Below are 4,032 nucleotides of genomic sequence, written 5' to 3' on the forward strand. Positions count from 1 at the left end.
GTGGTGCTGGAGGGCAACAACCAGAAACAGGCGGACTTTCTTTCCCGTTCCCTGGCCAAGGCCGATCCGGCCAGGCTGCATGACCTGCACATGATCATGCCCAGCGTCGGCCGCTCGGAGCACCTGGACCTGTTCGAGCGTGGCATCGCCCGCAAGCTCGATTTCTCCTTCGCCGGCACCCAGAGTTTGCGCATCAGCCAGTTGCTGGAAGACGGCCTGCTGGAAATCGGCGCGATCCATACGTACATCGAACTGTACGCCCGGCTGGTGGTGGACCTGATTCCCAACGTGGTGCTCTCGGCCGGTTTCATGGCCGACCGTGCCGGCAATATCTACACCGGACCAAGCACCGAAGACACCCCGGCGTTGATCGAACCGGCGGCCTTCAGCGACGGCATTGTGATCGTCCAGGTCAACCAGTTGGTGGACGACATCAGCGAGTTGCCCCGCGTGGACATTCCCGCGTCCTGGGTGGATTTCGTGGTGGTGGCCGACAAACCGTTCTACATCGAGCCGTTGTTCACCCGTGACCCCCGGCACATCAAACCCGTGCATGTGCTGATGGCGATGATGGCGATCCGCGGGATCTACGAAAAACACAACGTTCAGTCGCTCAACCACGGTATCGGTTTCAACACCGCGGCCATCGAATTGATCCTGCCGACCTACGGCGAATCGCTTGGGCTCAAGGGCAAGATCTGCCGCAACTGGACCCTCAATCCGCACCCGACCCTGATTCCGGCCATCGAAAGCGGCTGGGTCGAAAGCGTGCACTGCTTCGGCACCGAACTGGGGATGGAGAACTACATCGCCGCGCGCCCGGACGTGTTTTTCACCGGTCGCGACGGTTCCCTGCGTTCCAATCGGATGTTCTGCCAACTGGCCGGGCAGTACGCGGTGGACCTGTTTATCGGCGCGACCTTGCAGGTGGATGGCGACGGCCATTCTTCCACCGTGACCCGTGGACGCCTGGCCGGTTTCGGCGGTGCGCCGAACATGGGCCACGACCCGCGTGGTCGCCGTCACGGCACTCCGGCCTGGCTCGACATGCGCCACGGCGATGCCCCCGAAGCCTTGCTCGAACGCGGCAAAAAGCTGGTGGTGCAAATGGTCGAGACCTTTCAGGAGGGCGGTAAACCGACCTTCGTTGAAACCCTCGATGCGGTTGACGTGGCGAAGAAAAGCGGCATGCCGCTGGCGCCGATCATGATCTACGGCGACGACGTCACGCACCTGCTGACTGAAGAAGGCATCGCCTATCTGTACAAGGCGCGGTCCCTGGAAGAACGCCAGGCAATGATCGCGGCCGTGGCCGGGGTCACCGCCATCGGCCTGCGGCATAACCCCAAAGACACTGCGCGCATGCGCCGTGAAGGGTTGATCGCGTTGCCCGAAGACCTCGGTATCCGTCGCACCGACGCCACCCGCGAGCTGCTGGCCGCGAAAAGCGTCGCCGACCTGGTGGAGTGGTCGGGTGGCTTGTACAACCCGCCCGCCAAGTTCAGGAGCTGGTAATGCACGCACTCAATCTGCAACCGAAAAAGGTGTCCCTGGCCGAACGGCTGGCGGACCTGGCGGTAGACGCCCTGATCGACGAAGCCGACCTGTCGCCCAAACCGGCGCTGGTGGACCGTCGCGGCAGCGGTGCCCACAGCGACTTGCACCTGGGGCTGATGCACGCTTCGGCGCTGTCGCTGTGGCCGGCCTTCAAGGATATGGCTGAAGCGGCCATCGAATTTGGCGCAGTCGGCCTGCCGCTGCGCGAAGCCCTCGGGCGGATCGGCCGCGAGGGTGAGCAAGCGATGCTGGCGACCACCAACGGTGTGAATACCCATCGCGGAGCGATCTGGGCCTTGGGCCTGTTGGTCGCCGCCGCCGCGCTGGAGCCTGAATCGACTGCCGCCAGCGCGGTCACTGTGCGCGCCGCACGTCTGGCGTTACTCGAGGATCGTGATGCCCCACGTCCGTTCAGCCACGGCGCCCAAGTGGCGCAACGTTACGGGGTTCGCGGTGCTCGGGAAGAGGCACAACTGGGCTTCCCGGCAGTGATGCAATTCGGCCTGCCGCAACTCCAACGCAGCCGCGCCGACGGCAGCGGTGAGCAGAACGCCCGGCTCGATGCCTTGCTGGCGATCATGAGCACGCTCGCCGATACCTGCGTGCTTTACCGCGCAGGCGAGCACGGTCTGCAAACGATGCAACTCGGCGCCAAGGCGGTGTTGGAGGCGGGCGGCAGTGCCAGCCTGGCCGGTCGCCGTCGGCTGCATGAGCTGGACCAACAATTAATTGCGTTGAACGCCTCGCCTGGCGGCGCTGCGGATTTGCTCGCAGCCTGCCTGTTTATCGACCGCATCAAGTCCGGCGACGGCGTCATCCAGGGAGCTTTCTGATGGAAACCTTATCCTTTGAATTCCCCGCCGGGCAGCCGGCGCGGGGCCGGGCGCTGGTCGGTTGTGTTGGCTCGGGCGATCTCGAAGTACTGCTCGAACCGGGGCAGGCCGGCACGCTGACGATCCACGTGCAGACGTCGGTCAATGGCAGCCAACAGCGCTGGCAGCATTTGTTCGCGCGCATGTTCGACGGCCAGACACCGCCGGCATTGGCGATCGATATTCATGATTTCGGGGCCACGCCCGGTGTAGTGCGCCTGCGTCTGGAACAGGGCTTCGAGGAGATCGGCCATGAGTGACCACGCAGCGTTGCTCAGCAAACGCAGCTTCGTCGAACTCGGCGCCCGGCAACGGGCCAAGGCCTTGCTCGACGCCGGGACCTTTCGTGAATTGCTCGACCCGTTTCAGCGGGTCATGTCGCCATGGCTGTCGCGCCAGGGCGTGGTGCCGCAAGCCGATGACGGTGTGGTGATCGCCAAGGGCAGCATCGGCGGTTTGCCGGTGGTGATCGCGGCTATCGAAGGCGCATTTCAGGGCGGCAGCCTGGGTGAGGTCGGCGGCGCGAAGATTGCCGGCGCGCTGGAGCTGGCGGCCGAGGACAACCGCAACGGTATCGCCACCCGCGCCGTGCTGTTGCTGGAAACCGGCGGCGTGCGTTTGCAGGAAGCCAACCTCGGGCTGGCGGCGATTGCCGATATTCATGCGGCGATTGTCGACCTGCGTCAGTACCAGCCGGTGATCGGTGTGGTGGCCGGCAGCGTCGGCTGTTTTGGCGGCATGTCGATTGCCGCCGGGTTGTGCAGCTATCTGCTGGTCACTCAGGAAGCGCGACTGGGCCTCAATGGTCCGCAGGTGATCGAACAGGAAGCCGGGATCGAGGAGTACGACTCGCGCGACCGTCCGTTCATCTGGAGTCTGACCGGCGGCGAGCAACGGTTCGCCAGCGGGCTGGTGGATCGGTATGTGGCCGATGACGTGGCGCAGATTCAGCAGCAGGTCAGCGAGCTGCTGCAACAAGGCCTGCCCGCTGAACAGCGCAGCCGTCAGGCGGAGCTGTTCCTGCAACGCCTCGCCCGTCTGGACGCGATGCCACAAATCGAACCGGCGACGGTTCGCGATCTGTATCAAGGAGCGCACTCATGAGCGGTTATTCCCTGAGAGGTTTGCACTGGTTTCAAGCCTTGAGTGCCGGCGCAACCGTCGTGGGCGGATTGCCCGCGTCGTTGAAAGTGGCCGACGGCATGCTGGGCGAGCAGCCCGTGCGGTTTATCGCGGTGGTGGCCGATCCGCAGAACCGCTTTGTGCGTGCCCGTCACGGCGAGGTCGGTTTGTTGGAGGGCTGGGGGCTGGCCAAAGCGGTGGATGAGGCGATTGAAGCGGATCGCGCTAAACCGCAGAAACGCGCGCTGATCGCCATCGTCGATGTGCCGAGCCAGGCTTACGGCCGCCGCGAAGAAGCCCTGGGCATCCATCAGGCCCTGGCCGCTGCCGCGGACAGTTACGCTCGCGCACGACTGGCCGGGCATGCGGTGATCGGTTTGCTGGTGGGCAAGGCAATGTCCGGGGCGTTTCTGGCCCACGGTTATCAGGCCAACCGGCTGATTGCCCTGCGTGACCCTGGGGTGATGGTTCACGCCATGGG

General features: G+C 64.5%; 5 protein-coding genes. All 5 read left to right on the top strand.

The annotated features are described in order from the left end of the window. On the top strand, window positions 1–1,515 hold a 1,515-nt coding region (mdcA, locus tag ACIPIN_RS28800), incomplete at its 5' end, for a malonate decarboxylase subunit alpha (RefSeq protein WP_401124870.1). Beyond that, window positions 1,515–2,390, top strand: coding sequence for a triphosphoribosyl-dephospho-CoA synthase (locus tag ACIPIN_RS28805; RefSeq protein ID WP_401124873.1), 876 nt, complete (start codon window positions 1,515–1,517; stop codon window positions 2,388–2,390). The genes mdcA and ACIPIN_RS28805, both read left to right, overlap by 1 nt. Beyond that, window positions 2,390–2,689, top strand: a complete 300-nt coding sequence (locus tag ACIPIN_RS28810) for a malonate decarboxylase subunit delta (protein WP_401124875.1) — start codon at window positions 2,390–2,392, stop codon at window positions 2,687–2,689. The genes ACIPIN_RS28805 and ACIPIN_RS28810 overlap by 1 nt, the downstream gene beginning before the upstream one ends. Further along, a complete protein-coding gene (locus ACIPIN_RS28815) occupies window positions 2,682–3,533 on the top strand; it encodes a biotin-independent malonate decarboxylase subunit beta (RefSeq protein WP_401124877.1) in 852 nt (283 codons plus the stop codon). The genes ACIPIN_RS28810 and ACIPIN_RS28815 overlap by 8 nt, the downstream gene beginning before the upstream one ends. Then, the coding region (locus ACIPIN_RS28820) for a biotin-independent malonate decarboxylase subunit gamma (protein ID WP_401124880.1) at window positions 3,530–4,032 on the top strand (503 nt) is incomplete at its 3' end. The genes ACIPIN_RS28815 and ACIPIN_RS28820, both read left to right, overlap by 4 nt.

This window comes from Pseudomonas sp. NPDC087697, from assembly GCF_044743155.1.
Taxonomy (GTDB): domain Bacteria; phylum Pseudomonadota; class Gammaproteobacteria; order Pseudomonadales; family Pseudomonadaceae; genus Aquipseudomonas.